The organism is Jeotgalibacillus sp. ET6 (assembly GCF_029667115.1).
Classification (GTDB): domain Bacteria; phylum Bacillota; class Bacilli; order Bacillales; family Jeotgalibacillaceae; genus Jeotgalibacillus.
Window position 1 is genome coordinate 69,622 of the sequence record NZ_JARUIU010000010.1, and the last position, 19,293, is coordinate 88,914.

The 19,293-nt window shown below is 42.6% G+C and carries 18 protein-coding genes; 10 read left to right on the forward strand and 8 right to left on the reverse strand.

The features are described from left to right. Positions 1 to 111 precede the first annotated feature (111 nt). The 8 genes from P6709_RS17455 to P6709_RS17490 all read left to right on the forward strand — a co-directional run bounded on the left by P6709_RS17455 (position 112) and on the right by P6709_RS17490 (position 6,520). Complete coding sequence (locus P6709_RS17455) at positions 112 to 624, forward strand: DUF4178 domain-containing protein (protein ID WP_278242215.1); 513 nt, start codon at positions 112 to 114, stop codon at positions 622 to 624. Positions 625 to 650: 26 nt separating this feature from the next. Next, positions 651 to 1,316 (forward strand): PspA/IM30 family protein, encoded by a 666-nt coding sequence (locus P6709_RS17460; RefSeq protein WP_278242216.1) that lies wholly within the window; start codon positions 651 to 653, stop codon positions 1,314 to 1,316. A gap of 81 nt (positions 1,317 to 1,397) precedes the next feature. Then, positions 1,398 to 1,988 (forward strand): DUF4247 domain-containing protein, encoded by a 591-nt coding sequence (locus P6709_RS17465; protein ID WP_278242217.1) that lies wholly within the window; start codon positions 1,398 to 1,400, stop codon positions 1,986 to 1,988. A 24-nt stretch (positions 1,989 to 2,012) separates the two neighbouring features. Then, entirely contained in the window at positions 2,013 to 2,408 is a 396-nt protein-coding gene (locus P6709_RS17470; protein WP_278242218.1) for a DUF350 domain-containing protein, read from the forward strand. 48 nt (positions 2,409 to 2,456) lie between these two features. Next, positions 2,457 to 4,022: a polyamine aminopropyltransferase gene (locus P6709_RS17475; protein ID WP_278242219.1), complete on the forward strand. Its 1,566-nt coding sequence runs from the start codon at positions 2,457 to 2,459 to the stop codon at positions 4,020 to 4,022. 298 nt (positions 4,023 to 4,320) lie between these two features. Further along, the gene (locus P6709_RS17480; RefSeq protein WP_278242220.1) at positions 4,321 to 5,196 is read left to right on the forward strand and encodes an SDR family oxidoreductase; all 876 of its coding nucleotides are present in this window, start codon (positions 4,321 to 4,323) and stop codon (positions 5,194 to 5,196) included. Positions 5,197 to 5,374: 178 nt separating this feature from the next. Then, on the forward strand, positions 5,375 to 5,812 hold the full coding sequence (locus tag P6709_RS17485) for a MarR family winged helix-turn-helix transcriptional regulator (RefSeq protein WP_336619011.1): 438 nt from the start codon (positions 5,375 to 5,377) through the stop codon (positions 5,810 to 5,812). 81 nt (positions 5,813 to 5,893) lie between these two features. Next, the gene (locus tag P6709_RS17490) at positions 5,894 to 6,520 is read left to right on the forward strand and encodes an FMN-dependent NADH-azoreductase (RefSeq protein ID WP_278242222.1); all 627 of its coding nucleotides are present in this window, start codon (positions 5,894 to 5,896) and stop codon (positions 6,518 to 6,520) included. A 217-nt stretch (positions 6,521 to 6,737) separates the two neighbouring features. Here the strand turns inward: P6709_RS17490 and P6709_RS17495 are convergent, their stop codons facing one another. From P6709_RS17495 to P6709_RS17525, 7 genes are all read right to left on the reverse strand, one after another. Beyond that, positions 6,738 to 7,595: a pirin family protein gene (locus tag P6709_RS17495; RefSeq protein WP_278242223.1), complete on the reverse strand. Its 858-nt coding sequence runs from the start codon at positions 7,593 to 7,595 to the stop codon at positions 6,738 to 6,740. Between the two features lie 192 nt (positions 7,596 to 7,787). Then, on the reverse strand, positions 7,788 to 9,434 hold the full coding sequence (locus tag P6709_RS17500) for a glycoside hydrolase family 13 protein (protein ID WP_278242224.1): 1,647 nt from the start codon (positions 9,432 to 9,434) through the stop codon (positions 7,788 to 7,790). A 425-nt stretch (positions 9,435 to 9,859) separates the two neighbouring features. Further along, the gene (locus tag P6709_RS17505; protein WP_278242225.1) at positions 9,860 to 10,228 is read right to left on the reverse strand and encodes an iron chaperone; all 369 of its coding nucleotides are present in this window, start codon (positions 10,226 to 10,228) and stop codon (positions 9,860 to 9,862) included. A gap of 188 nt (positions 10,229 to 10,416) precedes the next feature. Beyond that, positions 10,417 to 11,418, reverse strand: a complete 1,002-nt coding sequence (locus P6709_RS17510; protein WP_278242226.1) for an LLM class flavin-dependent oxidoreductase — start codon at positions 11,416 to 11,418, stop codon at positions 10,417 to 10,419. 352 nt (positions 11,419 to 11,770) lie between these two features. Then, a complete protein-coding gene (gene htpX, locus P6709_RS17515) occupies positions 11,771 to 12,682 on the reverse strand; it encodes a protease HtpX (RefSeq protein WP_278242227.1) in 912 nt (303 codons plus the stop codon). A 172-nt stretch (positions 12,683 to 12,854) separates the two neighbouring features. After that, positions 12,855 to 13,916 (reverse strand): tetraprenyl-beta-curcumene synthase family protein, encoded by a 1,062-nt coding sequence (locus tag P6709_RS17520; protein WP_278242262.1) that lies wholly within the window; start codon positions 13,914 to 13,916, stop codon positions 12,855 to 12,857. Positions 13,917 to 13,958: 42 nt separating this feature from the next. After that, complete coding sequence (locus P6709_RS17525) at positions 13,959 to 14,762, reverse strand: alpha/beta fold hydrolase (RefSeq protein WP_278242228.1); 804 nt, start codon at positions 14,760 to 14,762, stop codon at positions 13,959 to 13,961. A 168-nt stretch (positions 14,763 to 14,930) separates the two neighbouring features. On the opposite strand from P6709_RS17525, the gene P6709_RS17530 reads away from it, so the two are divergent. After that, the gene (locus tag P6709_RS17530; RefSeq protein WP_278242229.1) at positions 14,931 to 15,461 is read left to right on the forward strand and encodes a gamma carbonic anhydrase; all 531 of its coding nucleotides are present in this window, start codon (positions 14,931 to 14,933) and stop codon (positions 15,459 to 15,461) included. A gap of 21 nt (positions 15,462 to 15,482) precedes the next feature. Further along, entirely contained in the window at positions 15,483 to 16,970 is a 1,488-nt protein-coding gene (locus tag P6709_RS17535; protein ID WP_278242230.1) for a potassium/proton antiporter, read from the forward strand. A 16-nt stretch (positions 16,971 to 16,986) separates the two neighbouring features. Here the strand turns inward: P6709_RS17535 and P6709_RS17540 are convergent, their stop codons facing one another. Continuing rightward, positions 16,987 to 19,113: a type IA DNA topoisomerase gene (locus tag P6709_RS17540; protein ID WP_278242231.1), complete on the reverse strand. Its 2,127-nt coding sequence runs from the start codon at positions 19,111 to 19,113 to the stop codon at positions 16,987 to 16,989. Between the last annotated feature and the right edge of the window lie 180 nt (positions 19,114 to 19,293).

A 19,293-nucleotide genomic window follows, 5' to 3' on the forward strand; every position in this document is an offset into this window, starting at 1 on the left:
TGAAGAGAGGCATTGAAATTATTTTTCAAAATTTAAGAAACCTTTTTGTTTCCTGGCCGTATTAATGAATGTAGCCAATCAGGAAGGGTGAAAAAAGGACGTGATGACGTTATGAGCTTTTTCAGTAGATTATTTGGCAGCAAGGAAAAAGAACGAGCTGCTGTAGAAGAGCGCACAGTTATGAATTTAAAGGTAAAGGATATTGTAACGTACGACCTCGAGGATTATGAAGTGGTAGGAAAGCTCTCCTACAATGACCATGGCTTCAAGTGGTATGCGTATCAGCTCCAGGGTGTGTCTAAAGTGATCTGGCTCAGTGTGGAAATGGATGATGAGCTTGAGCTTGGCATATATGAAAAAGCAGCACTTAAACTGCAGGAGCCTCTGCCTAAAAATATCGAGCATGAAGGTGTAGTTTATTATCAAGATGAGCATGGTACAGCAACCGTGCGTGGAGAAGGCAGAAGCCAAAATGTCGATGGTGCCCAGTGCAAGTATTTCTCCTATTATGATGACGAGGACGAAAAAGCCCTTTCCATTGAGATTTGGGGAAATGATGTTGAAGCAAGCACAGGGTATGAGATTGAAGAATACGAGCTTAAAATTATTGCCGGCTCTCAATAAAAAAAGAATATACAGGAGGAATTCACATGTTTCAATTTTTTAAACGAGTAAAAACGGTAGTAGGTTCAGAATTAAATGCCATGCTGGATAAAGCAGAAGATCCGGTAAAAATGCTTGATCAGTTTATGCGCGATATGGAAGCGGATATTCGCGAAGTAGAAAGTGCTGTAGCGAAGCAAATTGCAAATGAAAAATTGCTTCAAAAGAAAGTGGAAGATGCCAACAGCATGGTTTCAAAACGTGAAGAACAGGCAATGAAAGCGATCGAAGCCGGAAATGAAGATTTGGCACGACGCGCATTGGAAGATAAAAAGGTTCATGCTGAACAGGCTTCCTCTCTTCAGGAATCTTATACCAGAGCAAAAGAAGATGCAGCTGTTCTTCGCCAGAAACTTGATGAAATGAAAAATGAATACAATCAAATGAAATTGAAAAAAGATTCTCTTAAAGCCCGTGCTGAATCAGCTCAGACTCGTACAAAAATGAACCGTACGATGTCAGGAATCGGGTCTGATGAATCCAGAAGCGGCTTTGACCGCATGGAAGAAAAAGTCCTTCAATTTGAAGCTGAGGCTGAAACAAGTGAAGACATGCGTTCATCAAACCGCAGCCTGGATGATGAATTTAAACAGTTGGATAACGGCGTGGATGACGAGCTTGCAGCGCTTAAAAAGAAAATGGGCAAAGCGTAATAAATGACAGCACGATAGGATCTGTAAAACAGATCCTATCCCTTTTTTGTGCCAAGCAGCAATGAAAGGCAGGTGAACAAGTTGAAAAAATCCATTCTATCTGTATTGATCGCAGCCGTCCTTCTATTTGTCGCTGCATGCGGAAATGGTTCTGGCTCCATTTTTAAAGATGGGATCGAGGAATATATCAGCAATACATATCCTTTATACGATACAATTGCCAGTACAGAAAACAGTGATCAGTATGCCCGCGTATACAGAGCTGAAAACCAGGATATTGCGTCTGTTGCAGATTCACTTCAAGGACATGAAGAACCCACTGAGATGAGCGAAGAAAATGAAGGAAAACAAATCTTTATTTATGATGAGTATTTTGTTACGTTAACTCAATCAGAGGATAATGCTTCAAATACTATGATCGAAGTGGCGGAAGAAGAATTTGTACGAAATAATTACAGTCCAGGCTTCTTTGAAGGGTACTTGTTAGCAAGTCTGCTGGGTAATATTTTCGGAAACAATTGGAGCACACAGCGAAATCAAACGTGTAATTTAAATCCTGAACGCTGCTATGGCGGCTATAATTCTTCAGGGAGCTATGTAGGAAAAACATCTACGCCGACCATTCGAGGTGCATCTGGCAATCGCGGCGGCGGGACCGGAGCTGGAAAATAACTTACATTGAGAGGAGATTGAATGATGGAACCATTTTTACTGACCATTATGTATTTTGCTATTGCTATTGCTATCGTAGTAATCGGTTTGGCTATTTTTGAGGTATTAACAAAGAAATATAAAGACTGGGATGAGATTTTAAACGGCAACAAAGCTGTTGCACTTTCGATCAGCGGTAAAATCATTGGCATATGCATTATTCTTGCCTTCGCGATTTATAATAGTTTCGCAATTACTGAGACACTGATCTGGGGCGGCATTGGCGTTGTTCTGCAGCTTATAGCCTATCTGCTGTTTGAATTATTCACCCGTAAGTTTTCAGTTGAAGAGCAGTTACATAAAGGAAATCTGGCTGTTGGAATTATCAGTTTTGGTGTCTCTGTCGGACTTGCGTTTGTTATCGGCGCATCCATTACGTAACATTTGCCCTCACGTTTTTAAAGAAGGCAGTTATAAGGAGTTTAAAAGATGAAGAGCCTGAATGATTTAGGAATTAAACAAAGCAAGGCCATCTATTGGGCATCTGGAATTGTATCGATATGCGGAATCATTTTTGAAGTATTATTCGGAGCGGCAGGCTCTTACATTTTGGGAGATGGTGTGAAGCAATATACGCTCACCATCTCACTTTTTTTAACTGGAATGGGCATCGGAGCTTCTATTAGTGAACGTGTTACCAAGAATCTGATCACCTCTTTTATTTGGATCGAATATGCGATTGGACTAATTGGCGGCTTTTCCACTTTTCTGTTTTTCGGGGTGACAGCCTTTCTTCCTGGAGGAACAGACGCTATTTTTCTTTACTCCATTACGTTAATTGTCGGCGCTTTAACCGGTCTTGAGCTCCCCATTTTAATTCGTAAGGCAAACGAAATTGGGGTAACATTGAGCAAAAGCACTGCACGGGTTCTTTTCTCCGATTACGCTGGCGGCCTTATTGGCGGGCTTCTATTTGTTTTTTATCTCCGGCCGGAGTTTGGTCTGGTTAAGACGGCTTTTATCGTAGCATTGATTAATGTTGGCGTGGCGCTCTGGGTATTAAATTATTTTAAAAAAGAAATCGCACGCTACCGTTTTCATCTGATATCCGGTGTGTCGCTATTTATCGTGCTGCTGTCTGGCGTTTTCTGGGGAGACGAAGTTGCTTTTACTTTCGAACAAAAGCTGTACCGGGACCCCATTATTTATCATGACCAGACCGATTACCAGCAAATTATTTTAACAAAAGAACAAGGGGATGTCAGACTGTTTTTGGATGGACAGCTGCAAATGAGTTCAACAGACGAGTACCGGTATCATGAAACGCTTGTCCATCCTGCTGTAGCAAGCGTAAAAGATCCTGAAAATGTATTGGTGCTTGGCGGCGGTGATGGTCTTGTGCTGCGTGAACTTTGGAAATATGACGACATTCAAGACGTAGATCTGGTGGATTTAGACCCCGCAGTTGTGGAGCTTGCCAAAACGAACTACGATTTGCTTGAACTTAACGGCGATTCATTTTCTGACCCTAGAGTCAACGTTCATCATGCGGATGCTTTTTCTTATCTTGAGGAAGCAGAAGGTTTCTGGGATGTCATAATTGTGGACCTGCCTGATCCGAATAACGAATCTTTAAATAAATTATATACGCTGCAGTTTTATCAGCTTATTCGAAATCATCTTAACCCAGGTGGCACAGTCATGATACAATCCACCTCCCCGACGTTTGCAACTGATGTCTACTGGACGATTGATTACACCGTCCAGCAGGCTGGTTTGCATACAGAAAACCTTCATGTCGATATCCCAAGCTTTGGGGACTGGGGGTTTGTCATGGCAAAACGAGAGGATATCAAAGGTGTAATAGAAACGATTGAGCTTAGGACTGAAACACAATTTTTAGATGAAGAAGTTCTGCAGGGTTTAACGGTCTTTGGAAAAGATATCGACCGTGAAATTGAGAATCAGGATGGCAATACATTTGACTACCAGCCTAATACGTTAATCGAACCGATTCTCCTTCAGATGTATGAAAGAGCCTGGCAGAATTATTAGCAGCCATTAATCAACAGAGAGCTTGGGACAAAAGTGTCTCAAGCTCTTTGACTGTTTCACTGCACTTTAACAGGATACTTTCCACTGGGACAGGGATTATCTCCTTCTGGTAGTCCCCCTTATACTCCCTTTCCTCTCTTTTCTCTTTTGACTCCTTCAATTGCAGTTTTTTTATTCCGCGCCACCCAAGATCATTGTTAATTAAATAAAGATTGAAGTTTCGTTTTACCTGAATTGGGAATACATCTCATATAACAAAATAAGTCAATTAAAACTAACTTTTCTTGGAGGGATTTTCATGACTAATCAACAACCGGGTCGTCAGTATGAAGAAATTCCAGTTCAGCAGCAAAATCAGCAGCCTGGCAAAGAAACGGAAATGGAGCCTCGCCCAGCCTATCGCGGCAAGTCGTATCAGCCGAGTGGAAAGCTTGCTGGAAAAACAGCTATAATTACAGGTGGAGACAGCGGCATTGGGCAATCTGTAGCCGTTCATTTTGCTAAAGAAGGGGCAGACGTAGTCATCGTTTATTTAGACGAGCATGAAGATGCACAAAAAACAAAAACGATGGTCGAAAAAGAGGACCGGAAGTGCATGATCCTTGCCGGTGATGTGGGACGCGAAGCCTTCTGCCAGGAAGTCGTCCAGAAAACGATTGATGAATTCGGCAGCCTTGATATTCTTGTCAACAATGCGGGAGAACAGCATCCGCAGGAAAGACTGGAAGATATTACAGAGGAACAACTCGAGCGAACGTTCAGAACCAATGTATTCGGCTATTTCTTCCTGGCAAAAGCAGCTCTTCCACACCTGAAAGCGGGCAGTACCATTATTAATACAGCATCTATCACGGGATACGCTGGAAAAGAAATTCTGCTTGATTATTCGGCAACGAACGGGGCAAGAACGTCCTTTACACGCTCGCTTGCCCAATCGGTTGCTAAAAAGGGAATTCGCGTGAACGGTGTGGCACCGGGACCAATCTGGACTCCCCTTATTCCTTCAACCTTTGGGGAAGATAATATTGATAGTTTTGGAGAGGAAACCCCTCTTGGCCGCCCTGGCCAGCCGGAAGAACTGGCACCTGCTTATGTTTATTTAGCCAGTGACGACTCCTCCTATGTTTCAGGACAAATGATTCATGTGAACGGCGGAATGGTCGTTAACGGCTAATGGAATGAATATGGTTTATAAGCTGCTTTGACTTTTTTAGTCAAAGCAGCTTTTTCCATTTAAATGAATGATTTACACTTTCCATGTGGACTTAATTTTATTGGAGCTTATTCGTTTGACATTCAATTGCAGAGTCCTTATAATCAATAATTAGTTTGTATAGCAACTAATCGGGGTGATGGTTTTGAATCTTCGTTTTCAGGATTATATAAGCATCAAACTTCATAAGACGGACCTTGTTCTGACCAGCTTTATTAAATCAAAGCTTGAGCCGTTTAATCTGGCGCCTGAGCAAAACCTGATTATGATGCTGCTATGGGAGCAAGACGGGCTCACCCAAAATCAGCTGGGCAAAATGCTGAATAAAGATAAAACAAATATTACCCGAATGACCTCAAGTCTTGAAAAAAAGGAATTAATTAAAAGGCTTCAGTGGCCACAGGACAAACGGGTTACAAAAATATACTTGACGTCTAAAGGCAGTGACCTAGGCAATCAGGTTATTCCCGTTGCAGAGCAATTTAACAAAGTTGTATGCAAAGATCTTTCCGGGGAAGAACTCGCTGAACTGGATCGGCTGCTGACTAAAATCAGCCGAAATGTCCAATCTATTTAAAGGATGCATGATTCAAATCATTAGTTGCTGCACGATTCTGTCATCTTAACTGTCAAACATACTATTCTGGAGGTTTTTACAATGGCAAACGTACTATTTATTAAAGCAAATTCCCGTCCGATTGAGCAGGCGGTAAGCGTGAAACTTTACAAAGAATTCCTTGAAAATTATAAAGAAACACACCCGCAGGATACGGTTACGGAGCTGGACCTTTTTGAAGAAAAACTTCCGTATTACGACCTTGACATGATCAACGGCATGTTCAAACTGTCAAAAAACATGGAATTGACTCAAGAGGAACAAGAAGCTACGGTGCTTGTAAATAAATATTTGAATCAATTCCTGGAAGCAGACAAAGTCGTATTTGCATTCCCGCTCTGGAATTTCACCGTGCCTGCTGTATTGCATACGTATCTTGATTACCTGGCACAAGCAGGCAGAACATTCCGCTACACAGCTGAAGGTCCTGTCGGGCTGCTTGAAGATAAAAAAGTTGCCATTTTAAATGCACGCGGCGGCGTATATTCTGAAGGACCTGCACAGTCCTCTGAAATGGCTGTTAATTATGTTGAAACGATGCTTGGTTTCTGGGGCGTACATGATATTACTTCTGTGATTGTAGAAGGACATAATCAGTTCCCTGACAAAGCAGAAGAAATTATTGAAGATGGCTTAGAAAAAGCTGCAGTTGCTGCGGGCTCCTTTTAATAAATCAAGGCGACTGATATGGACTGAGAAATACTGAAGAAATAATTTATACAGCGTAAATAAGAGCCTGAGACAAAATTTTGTCTCAGGCTCTTTGATGTTCAATGGCTTTAGGCAGTCGTTTTCAGCTAGGTTCACTTCATATTAACAATAGATACCAGCTCATTTTACCTTCCCTGTGCTGCTGTACTCCCTTTTTCTGATTGATGTTTCGTCCTTACTTTGCAGGAGGTCCAAATTTTCCCTCATGAAAATCCCTATAGGCTTGTTTAATTTCATCCATTGAATTCATGACAAAGGGACCATACGGCACAATTTCTTCTTTAATCGGTTCACCTGAATAAATAAGGACTTTAACTCTTCTACTTTTGGCTTTTAGGGGGAATTCACTAGCCCGTGATTGATCCCCTTCTTCATTGTAAGAAAGGGAGGCTACTCCATGTTTGGACAGACTTACTTTCTCACTTCCTGCCTCCAGTTCTCCAGAAAGCACATACATAAATGCATTATGTGTTTCAGGAAGAACATGCGTATAAGAAGCACCTTCTTCCATAGAAATCTCAGCAAGTGTAATGGGGACGGCGGATTGAAGTGGACCTTGAACCCCTCCAATTTCCCCTGAGAAGACTTTAACTGAACTGCCATCCCGCTTCACAACAGGTGCTTCTTCCCCATAAATATTTTGATACGCTGTATCACTGTTTTTTAAATTCTTCGGCAAATTAAGCCAAAGTTGAAGGGTATGGGCGATATCCTCCCCAACTGCCTCTTCTGCATGTCTTGCTGCCCAGCCGGCATTCATATATTGAACATCACCGGGCTCGAGGATATCCTGTCCTCCTCCGTTGTCAATATGTTCAAGCCTGCCATCTACCACATAAGTAATGGTTTGAAACCCACGATGTGGATGATCTGAGAATGCACCCCGCTTAAACCAGTCTTCAGCCATTAAAATGAATGGATCAAACTCTTTCCATTTTCCTGCAGGAAGCACCCACCCCTTTTGAATAAAAGGAAAGGAAGCTTCTTCATAGTGAACTGACCAATGATTTTTGACCTCTCTTTGTAAAGTCATCTTTATCCGCTCCTTTAAATTAAATAGTTGCTATAACAACCATTATACAGAAGTATTTGTCGAGTGAAAGTTATATGTTTCTAAAACTTAAGCAGCTATAAGACCTGCAACCAATATATGAGCATACTGCATGGTTCAATTCCCGCTCCGTATCAGCCATTTATCGGAGCGGAAAATGACCATTTTTATTTCTTATTCACTCCATTCATATATCCGGGCCTCATATGGCTTTAACAGAATAGAAGGCTCTAAATGTATCTTCCCGTTTTCGCCTCTGTCATAATTCCCGATTACACAATGAACAGGTCTTCCAATACATCTTTCTTCAAATTTAAAGCGCTGTTCCTCCTCTGAATGATTCAACAAAACGAGCCATGTCTTTTTTTCGTATGATCGTGTGTAGACATAAAGAGTTTCGTATTTCAGGGACAGCTCTTCAAAATCCCCATATACCATTACGGGCTGTTCTTTTCGTAAGGCGATCAGCTGCTGGTAATAGTAAAATATCGAGTTAGGATCCTTCAATGCCTGTTTAACATTGATTTCATTCTTATTAGGGTTCACTTTCATCCATGGCGTGCCTGTTGTAAAACCAGCCTGCTCACTGTCATCCCACTGCATAGGCGTCCGGGAGTTGTCCCTGCTTAACAGAAGCAGACTTTCAAACACTTCCTGAGGATCCCTGCCTTTTTCAACCTCTTCCTTAAATTTATTTTTCATGGCAATATCCTCGTAATCCTCAATGGAGTCAAACCGGACACCTGTCATCCCGATTTCTTCTCCCTGGTAGACATAAGGCATTCCGGGAAGTGTATGAAGCATTGTAGCCAGAAGCTTTGCTGATTCCACCCTGTATTCCTGGTCATTTCCATAACGGGTCACCTGACGGGTGTGGTCGTGATTGTTTAAAAACTGAGAATTCCATCCTCTGCCATAAAGCCCGTCATACCAGTCCTGCTGGATCGCCTTATACTTAGGAAGATCCATTACAGGCATTTCATCTGCCACCTGAAAATGAAACAGAGTATTCAATTCATGCCGGCTTTCATCCACATATAATAAGCCTGTTTCAGGTGTAACGAATGGAATTTCTCCTACTGTCATCGTGTCATAATCCTTCAGCACTTCCCGATTCATTTCCTGAAGATAGTCATGAATGCCGGGGTTGTCAGCAAGGTAGGATATATGATCGGGATCGTCTGCATCCGGGAATCCCTCCTGCTTTGCGAGTAAATTAATGACATCCATCCGGAAGCCATCGATTCCCTTATCAAGCCAGGTCCGCATCATTCGATAGATCTCCTTGCGCACTTCTTCATTTTTCCAATTTAAATCCGGCTGCTCGACAGCAAACGAATGAAAATAGTACTGTTCCGTTGCGTCATCCCAGGTCCAGGGAGAGGGCTCAAAATAAGATCGCCAATTATTCGGCTTTCCTCCATTTTTCGCATCCTTCCAAATATACCAGTCCCTTTTAGGGTTTGTTTTGGAGGACCTGGATTCGAGAAACCACTCATGCTGATCAGATGTGTGATTTACTACAAGATCCAATATCACTTTCATATCTCTGCGATGAATTTCCTCCAGCAGTGTATCAAACGTTTCCATCGTACCTGCCTGAGTCATTACCGCTTCATAATTTGAAATATCGTACCCGTTGTCACGATCCGGTGATTCATAAAATGGATTCAGCCAAATTACATCCACACCAAGCTTCTTTATGTAATCCAGCTTTTCTATTACCCCTTCAAGATCTCCAATTCCGTCGCCATCGCTGTCGTAGAAGCTCCGCCAGTAAACCTGGTAGACCACTGCTTCTTTCCACCATACTTTATTCATGAAATACGACTCCTTTCTTATTCCTATTTTCTGTTAAAAATAAAGCATCTTATCCAACTTTACCTTCTTCTTTCATGCCTCAAACACTTGTGATTTTTACATCAGACAGCTCGATATGAAGTTTAACAAACCGGAAAGGCGTGGTTCGTGCAAACAAAAAGAGGCTGGGACAAAAAAGTGTCGCAGCCTCTTTGACCGGTTCGCTGCGCTTCAGGCGGACGCTTTCCGCAGGGACGGCGCTGAGCCTTTACAGGGCCTTGCCCTGTAAAGGCTCAGCTTGCCGTCATATCCTGCAGGAGTCACCACCTTCCGCTCCGCTCACCTCTTTATTCACAGTAGATACTGGGTCATTTACAAAGATTTTCGAGTTATATCTCAGTCTCCTAAAAAATATACCTGAGCGGCGGATGCCGGGAAAAAGATTTTTAACGCCAGAAGGTCGCACAGTCCGCCTTCTCCTGAATATTAAATTTAATTATTTTTTCCAATAATTCGTAATCCACCGGCTGGTTCCACTTTATACGAAATAACCATTTTGTTGAGCTGTAGCCTGCTTCTTCAATTAACTGGGCAAAATGCTTCATGGCTGCTTCTTCCGGTGCAAAGCTCATATGGTGCTTCGCTTTGTCTATGCCAATAATAAATGTACCATGATCAGTAAACATAGGCGTGTTCCACTTCATTTGCTGTTCAAGATGCGGAAATCGATTGGCAATCCAGGAGTAAATTTCATCTGCTTTGCTTCTATGTTCCAGGTTTTCAATCCCTGCTGTATACTCCTCAAAGGCTTTCATGCTTTACCTCCTTTTTGTAATAAATATAGATAATTTATTTAATTGTATCATGATCCTTGTCCCGGAAGGTTTTAAGTCATATAAATAAAAGGCCTGATGAAGGAAAGAATCCATTTCATCAGACCTTTCTTTATTCCGTCATCTCAGAGGAAACATTATATCAGTCCCGTTATGGTTTAACTTTGTGACTACAGCATTCTTTTTGCAATACGTTCAAAAGATTTAAATTTATCCTGAAAATCGTATGCAATGGTGGTCAGCATCACTTCATTCGTCTGGTATTCTTCGCTGATCCGGTGAATTTCCTTCTCTACATGATCGATGTCTCCCACGATCATCCGGTTCCGGTTTTGAAGGATCCGCGCCTGTTCATAAGAAGTATAGGAATAGTTCTGTGCTTTTTCAGGACTCGGGGTGCCTTTAGATGGCATACCCTGTTCTAGCATAATCATGGATAAATCCAGACTTGATACGATGCGCTCAGCATCTTCCATTGTCTCACCGCAAACTGTGAAAACCGACACATTATTCTGCGGTTTTTGATAATAAGCTGAAGGAGTAAAATTACGCAGATAGTGGTTCATATACTGCGGACCTCCTTCCCCATTAATAAACAGAGCAAATGTGTAAGGAAGTCCTTTTTGAGCAGCAGTTAAAGCAGAGGACGGACTCGACCCGAGCACCCATACGTTTGGCGTTGTCTGCGTAACAGGAGTCGCTTTTAACCCGTAGTAAGGGTGTTCCTTCGGAAGGTCATCATGCAAATAGTGCAGGAGTTCATCGATTTGCTCAGGATACCTTTGCACATCCCTTGGCTTACCCTCCCCAAGAGCATAGGAAGCACGGGGCATGCCGCCTGGCGCCCGTCCGATTCCTGCATCAATCCTCCCGGGTGCGAGTCCAGCCAGTACTTTGAAATTTTCCGCTACTTTATACGCACTGTAATGCGGGAGCATCACCCCTCCAGATCCAAGAAGAATGCGATCTGTTTTAGCAGCCAAATGGGAAATCAGTATTTCAGGCGATGAGCCTGCAAGTGTAGCAGCATCATGATGCTCCGAAACCCAGAACCGGTGAAATCCCCATTCATCTGCCCGCTGAGCCAGCTCTATCGTTTGTCTCAGTCCTTCTTCTGCGGTACTTCCCTCAGATATTGCAGACTGATCCAGTATACTCAAATTAATAGTCATATCCTTCACTCCTTTATAAAGGTATTATTCTAAACAACCAAAGAAAAGTCGAATCATGTGCCTGTATACGAGTCAGACTGAATATTTCCCATTCCTTTGATAGTTGTTAACAGAAAAAAGAGCCTGGGACAAAAGTGTCTCAAGCTCTACGACCGGTTCACTTCGCTTCAGGCAGACGCTTTCCGCAGGGACGGCGCTGAGCCCTCCACAAGGCTTCGCCTTGCGGGGTCTCAGCTTGCCGTCATATCCTGCAGGAGTCGCCACCTTCCGCTCCGCTCACCAGTTACTATCAATAAATAAATATTCATTTTTTAAATTTTTCGAGTTTTGTCCCAGCCTCTTTAAATGGCAGTTATCTTCTTTCCAATCTGGCAATTCGATCATCTAGGTCAGGGTGAGTTGAGAAAAGCTTCAACCCGCCTTTCCCACTGATTTTCATCGTTTGAACAGCGGTATCATCTGTGTGATCTTTTACCTGTGCACGGTCTGCATACGCTTTAAGTGAACGAAGAGCATGAGCCATTTTGTCGTTTCCTGCAAGGTCTCCGCCGCCTCTGTCTGCATGGTACTCACGATGGCGCGAGTATGCACTGACAACAAGGCTTCCGAGAATGGAAAATAGGATTTGGAATACAATAACGGCTGCAAATTGAACAATCCATGCCAGTTCTTCACGAACAAGGCGTGAAACAAGGATCGCTACAATTCTGGAGAAAAACACGACAAATGTATTCACCACACCTTGAAGCAATGTCATTGTGACCATATCACCGTTAGCTACGTGGGCGACTTCGTGAGCGATAACACCTTCGACAGCATCATCATCCATATTGTTTAACAGACCCTGTGAAACTGCGACTAATGATTTCTTTTTAGAAGGCCCTGTAGCAAAAGCATTTACTTCAGGTGAAGCATAAATACCGACCTCCGGCATGTGCGTTAAACCGGCAGCACGTGATAAACGGTGCACCTTTTCAACAATGTCTCTTTCCTGAGCAGAAAGCGTACCATCCGGATCCAGTACTTTAACCTTCATCATTTTTTTCGCAATCCAGCGGGACATGGCAAGTGAAATAAATGAACCTGCAAAGCCGACAATTAAGCTGAATACACCAATTGCGATAAAATTAATTCCAATGCTGTTTGAGCTTGTTTCAAATGACGTTCCGATGCCAGTGAAATTGGCAATGAGCGTCCACACCACGAAAATCGTAATCATAACGAGGATATTTGTTGCTAAAAGAAGTAATGTCCTTTTTCCCATTTATACGCCTCCATTTAAATAGTTTCTACGCTTATTTTATCATGTTTAAAGAAAAAAAGAGAATGAGAAGTCTGTATAACTCCCATTCCCCCAATCTATTATTCGCAATTTCGACAAATATAGACGATTGGAAGCCGGCCTATTTTCTCTGTGAAGTCTTTACATAATATATTTATAAACGTTTCGCTGAAATTCCTGCCGGGATCCATTTTTGAACACTGCGATACATTCTCCCATTTAAATAAAAGAAATAACTCACCGCTCCGCTTGAGCGTATCATCTTTCTTGCAAGCTGCCTTACACTTTTTTGTTTATTTACTTTGTCATCTGAAAGATAAACTCCAAGCAGTCCCCGGTTTATAAGCTGGTGAAATCGTCTGTGAGGAAGTTCATTTGTATGCCGGTCTGCTTCTTCAACAAAATGCTGAAGACGATCAAACAATGACTGATGATCCGGGTAGTAGAAACAGAAGTTTAAATCTCCCTCTTCTAAGTCTTCCTCCTGGTCAATTAAATAATCAAGTAGGATGTGCAGGCCTTGTATGTAAGGAAAATAGCTGTTCCGGATCGCTGTGGAAAAGGAAGGCTTAAAGTCTTTGCGAAATGCATAGGACACTAAGCAAAAGATTCCAAGAGTCGAACCCGTACAGGCGGAAAACTCGTACCATTGCATCTGGGGAAACTGTTCTGTATGACCCTCAAACCAACTTTTAAGACGCTGTTCTCTTTCACTCACATCAACATGCTTATGAATCTGAAGATCACAATAGTACCTGGACAACTCAAGCAGCTGGGGTTTAATTTGCTCATATGTGCTTAACTTGCTGAGCACATCCTGACACGTTAAGACCAGTGCTCCAAGATAGCCTCCATCATCCTGCTGTTCACGGCAGCGGTAATAATTTCGCAGCGGTGCACCTGCTGTCAACGCATCTTCCATCGCCTCATGCAGACAGGAAAAATCCTCAGGATCAAGTGATGTGCTGCGATCGCATAGATTATCAAGATAATCACTGATCGTTTGATACGCTACGATAAAACGAATGGCTTCTTCTCTGTCTCCGAGTGCCAGCAGCGCCATAATTCCCCCGCCTTCGCAGTGAAAGGCTTTTTGTTCAAGACTGTCCATTGCCTGTTTTCGAAGCTCCTGGTTTGGAATTCGACTCGCCTGATCTTTCCAGCCATTCAATTGAATGTGAACGGCCGGGAAAACTTTTCGATACACTTGATTCATTAAAAAGAACGGTTCTGCAGGCACCACTTCAATCACCTCTTCTTAAACATCATATCCAATATTGCGAAGTCTGTTTCGTGTAAAGGATTCTGTATAAGCAAAAATTTCATCTCTTTCAGGTTCATTATAAAGTTCATGATAACATTGCGGCCACTCTTTGTAATGCATTTCCAGCAAATCCATATCCCGGAACCATTTTTTTGCGACTGCCGTTTCGACTAAATAATCTTCCCCTCCCTGCATCAGAAGAATGGGAATCTGAGGAAAAGAGCTGTTTTCAAGCGGCACCTGCTTCATCGCCATCAGCAATTCCCGGTACCAGCGCACCGACACGCGGTTCACATAAATAGGATCTTCCTTATCCAAATCGATAATTTCCTGATTTCTGGTCGCTTTATCTATCGGAAAATCAAAATTGAATTTGTGTTCCGGCGCCACTTTATTTAATCCACCTGAGAGTAAATGACTGACTTTTGATGGGGTGTGCTTTAGTGCAAATGTAGGGGAAGATAAAATGAGCCCCGCCGTTTCTACATGCAGCTGCTGAAGAAGGCGGACAGCAATCAGCCCGCCCATTCCATGCCCCAGAATAAAAACGGGCAAATCAAATTGATAAGATGCTTCAAGCCATCGTCTTACTTCTTCTATATATTGATTAAAAGAGTCAATATGACCCCTTGCTGTTCGCTTAGCCATACCCTGTCCCGGCAAATCGCCCATGATGACATGGTAGCCTTTTGATCGCCACATTTCAATGAGCCAGCCGTATCTGGCATGATGCTCAAGTTCACCGTGTATGATCACGATCACTCCTTGAGCAATTTCGTCTGTTTCCCATTTCCACATGGAGTATTCCCCCTTGCCTGCTTGTCTTCTGGCACGCTGCTAAACTTGCATAAGCTTACAAAACCGGCTTCAATTCATTCAAGCCTCAAGCCTTTGCACACACATATATAAACATATTGTGATAAAATACACTATACCATATATTCTATACATAGAAGGAGCAATATCATGATCCTGCCGTATAAAGACCATTATCCATTGATTGATCCTTCCGCCTACATTGCGGGAAATGCTACAGTCTCTGGAGATGTGACAATCGGGGCACACTCAAGTGTCTGGTTTGGCACAACCATCCGTGGAGATGTTTCACCCACTGTTATTGGAAAAAAAGTAAACATTCAAGATCACTCCATCCTCCATCAAAGTCCCAACACTCCGCTTATTCTTGAAGATGAAGTCACCATTGGCCATCAGGTCATCCTGCACAGCTGCACAATTAAAAAGAAAGCCCTCATCGGAATGGGCTCCATTATTTTAGACGGAGCGGAAATCGGTGAAGGGGCTTTTATTGGAGCAGGAAGTCTGGTATCACAAGGCAAAAAAATTCCTCCTAACACGCTGGCATTTGGACGTCCCGCTAAAGTGGTGCGCAAATTAACACCAGAAGATATAGAGGACATGGAACGAATCAGCCGCGAATATGCTGAAAAAGCGGTCCTGTATAAAGAGGAAGAAGAAAAACAAAGAAAAAAACGATAGGGTTTTACTAGGGGGAATACCATGTTTATAGAGTCATTTGGAATTGATTCATTTGTTCTGTTAGGGGGGCTCTTGCTTATTTGCGGGGTCATTGTGGCAAAGTTCTCCAACAAACTCGGATTACCTTCGCTGGTCCTGTTTATTCTGGTCGGCATGATTATTGGCAGTGACGGGCTAGGGATTGTTTATTTTGATAATATGAATATCGCACAGCTGATTGGCGTCATGGCCCTGATTATTATTTTGTTTGAAGGCGGGATGCAGACGAAGTGGGCGACAGTCCGTTCTGTTGCTCTCCCCTCTTTATCACTTGCCACTTTTGGTGTTTTGATCACATCAGGAATTGTAGGATATATTGCGTTTCTCCTCTTTGATGTTACCCTTCTTGAAGGTCTTCTGTTCGGGGCAATTGTCGGATCAACAGATGCGGCAGCCGTTTTTGCAGTATTAAAAGAACGAAATATTAAAGCGAAAATGGGTGCAACGCTTGAAGCTGAATCAGGTACGAATGACCCGATGGCTGTTTTTTTGACTCTAGCTTTTATTGAGTTAATCACAATTGAGGGAAGTTCTATCTGGGGAATGATCCCTTCTTTCTTCTGGCAAATGGGAATTGGGCTTATTTTCGGCTTAATTCTTGGTAAAATCGCCTCAGTTTCTATCAATCGCATAAAGCTGGACTCGAGTGGACTTTATCCTATTTTTTCTCTTGCCTTTGCTCTCCTATCTTATAGTGTAACGCAGGTTGCAGGAGGGAGCGGATTTTTAGCAGTTTATGTAGCCGCTCTGGTCATCGGAAACTCAGAACTGACCTACCGTTATTCCATTTTTCAGTTTAACGAAGGATTTGCGTGGATGTCTCAAATTCTGATGTTTATTATCCTTGGTCTTCTGGTCTTCCCTGCACAAGTTTTTACAATGAACATCATCTTAAATGGATTGCTTCTATCCTTCGTGCTCATTTTCGTCGCAAGGCCGATTGCCGTTTACTTATCCACGATCGGGATGAAGTATTCCAACAAAGAGAAGTTGTTTATTTCCTGGGCTGGCTTGAGAGGTGCTGTGCCGATCGTGCTTGCAACCTTTCCTATTGTAGCGGGGATTGAAAAAGGACAGCTATTTTTCAACGTCGTCTTTTTTATCGTACTGACTTCTACATTGCTTCAAGGTTCGACGATCTCTTACGTGGCCAAAAAGCTGAAGCTGACCGGGCCGAAAAAAGATACTCCTCACCATTCGATCGAACTGATCTCTATTGGCAAAGCAAATGCAGAAATGGTTCAATTTCAAACCAATAAAGATCTTGCGTTAGTAGGAAAAAAACTTCACGAACTTGATCTGCCAAATGAAGTCACCATCAGCGCGATGGTTCGGGATGAAGAGCTTATTACGCCATATGGCGAAACCGAAATACTTGCAGGGGACTTCCTCTATATTCTCGTTGCAAGCAAGCACAAAGAAAAAGTACGTAAAATGATGGAAACCAAAAAGAAGCCTGGGACCGCATAAGCGGAACTCAGGCATTTTATTTTGCAAATTCAAATTCAATTTTTCCGTCTTTGAACAATAGCGCAGCATTAAATCTTCCGCCCTTGATGCTTTTAAATCCCTTTAAAGGGGCTGTCTTTCCTTTTTCACACAAAGCTTTAATTTGATTTGGTGTCAGTCGTTTGCCTAGGAGCACTTTTGGAAATGTTTGCTTACAGCCTTCTTTATATTCTGAACAGCCATAAAATTTCCCTCTATCCGTAATATTCCCTTTTTTACAGGTTGGACATTGAATCAGCACTTTTTGAGCACCCATCGTTTTTTCCGTTTTCTTAAGAGGCTTTTCATCGATCGTTTTTGGTGCAGCCTCTAACAGATGGGTAATAAACTTTTGTATATTTTCAATGAACGCTTGCTGGCTTCCATTCTGCTGCCCGATCTTTTTCAAATAGGCTTCCCATTTGGCTGTCATCTCCGGACTGCTAAGGAGGGTTCCATCAATGACCTGACACAGTGTAATCCCTTTTTGCGTAACGGTCACAATATTTTTAGCAATCGTAATATATCCCTGCTTCTTCAGTGTTTCAATAATCGCAGCACGTGTAGCTTCAGTGCCGATGCCCTCTGTTTCCTTTAAGATCGCCTGTGCCTTTTCATCTTCAACCGTCTTACCGGCTGTTTTCATCATCGTGATCAATTGGCCTTCGGTATATGGCTTAGGTGGCTTTGTTATTCCTTCTTTAGGGTTGACAGCGGACTGAACCTCCTGCCCTTGATAAACTGCAGGAAGATGCTGTTCCTCCTGGTTCTTCGAAGTTTTGTCTTCTCCAAATAGTGATTTCCATCCCTTTTTCAGCTCCACCTTGCCGCTTGCTTTAAATATCAGCTCATTCACGGATACTTCAATCTTTGTTTCTTCATAATGGTAGTCATCATGAAACATGGCCAGCACACTGCGGAGTATTTCGAGGTAAATATTCCGCTCTTTTGGTCCCAATCCCTTAATTTTATCGGCAGTCAACACTTTTTTTGTCGGAATAATGGCGTAGTGTTCCTGTACCTTGCTGTCTTGAACGTATTTCGGTCTGGGGCTGCTGTAATGCGTTTCAAACTGGACTCCTGCTGCGGTCTTCATTTTATCGAGCTGCTGATTCAGATAGTGAAATTCATTTTTTGTAATAAACGTGCAGTCTGTTCTGGGGTATGAGACGATTTTCTTTTCATATAAATCCTGAACGGTCTGCAATACAGCAGATGGGCTGTATTTAAAGCGCCGATTCATATTGGCCTGCAGCGAAGACAAGCTGTGAAGACTAGGCGCCTGCATTTTCTTTTTCTTTTTTTCAGCCTTTGAAATTTCGCTTTTTACTGGCTGCCCCGGCTCAATCCGATGCTTTTCCAGCAGCTGATAGGCCGCTGCCTCTTTAGTAAAACGTTTATCATGCTTGGCTGAAAAGTTCCCATTAGCAGTCGTCACATAAGCAAAAAGATCCCAGTACGGCTCCGGTTTAAAATGCTCAATTTCATGGTGCCGCTGCCAGATCATGTATAGAGTCGGCGTTTGAACTCTTCCTACGCTGAATGGACCATCTACTCCCTTTTTTTGAAGCAAAAGAGTATACAGTCTCGAAAGATTCATGCCAACCAGCCAGTCGCTGATCTGCCGGGTTTGTGCTTCCATATATAAAGGAAGATAGTCGCGTCCTTCTCTTAATGATTGAAAACCGCTTCGAATGGCCTCTTTTTCTAGCGAATTAATCCATAATCGCTTCGTTGGTTTATGCGCCATACCTGCATGAGTGATAATCGAGCGGGCAATATTTTCTCCTTCACGGTCTGAATCCGTCGCGACAATAATTTCATTTGCTTCCTTCAAGAGCCTGCTGATGATGTTAAATTGCTCCCTTTTATTATAAGGAACGGTAAAACGAAAGGTGTCCGGCATTATCGGCAGCAGCTCAAGCTTCCATTTTTTCCATTCCGGCTTGTATTTATGAGGCTCCTGCAGGGAAACCAGATGACCGAATCCCCAGGTTATATATACTTTCCCTGTAAATAAAGAATCCTCTATTTCAAAATATCCACTTTGTTTTTTTGCTTTTGAAAAAGCCTCCGCATAGCTTTTAGCCTGCGATGGTTTTTCAGCGAGTATAACGGTTGTCACCGGGATGTCCCCCTAAATGTATTGATTAAATCCGAAAGAAAACGAGGATGTTTCGAGGATAGTTTGATAGAAGTAAATTGTACCATTTTGTCTAGTAGATCGCCACAAATAATGGGAGTCTTGCATATGCGGCAAAACGAAAAGAATATCCTCACGAATCTGTTTTTTCGCAGGGATATT